Here is a 323-nt window from a genome sequence, read left to right on the forward strand (position 1 = left end):
TTGATGGTGGTTAACGGCGGGATATAACATGAGCTGTCTTCGGTATCGTCGTATCCCACTACCGAGATATCCGCACCAACGCGCAGCCCGGACTCGGTAATGGCGCGCATTGCGCCCAGCGCCATCTGATCGTTGGCAACCAGCATCGCAGTGGGAACGATGCCCTCATTCAGCATTTGCATGGTTTGTTGAAAACCGGACATGGCACTCCAGTCGCCTTCCCGTTCCGCTATCGGCTGAATTTGATTGCGAGTGAGATATTTATGCCAGCCAGCCAGACGCAGACGCGCCGAGACAGAACTTAATGGGCCCGCTAACAGCGC

1 pseudogene is annotated in these 323 nt (G+C 55.7%); it reads right to left on the bottom strand.

Going from position 1 to position 323, the window contains the following annotated elements:
• A pseudogene (gene lacI / locus SB822_RS55835) lies at positions 1 to 323 on the bottom strand (DNA-binding transcriptional repressor LacI); the annotation flags it as partial.

Source organism: Paraburkholderia sp. SIMBA_054 (assembly GCF_046534875.1).
In the GTDB taxonomy this organism is placed as follows: domain Bacteria; phylum Pseudomonadota; class Gammaproteobacteria; order Burkholderiales; family Burkholderiaceae; genus Paraburkholderia; species Paraburkholderia hospita.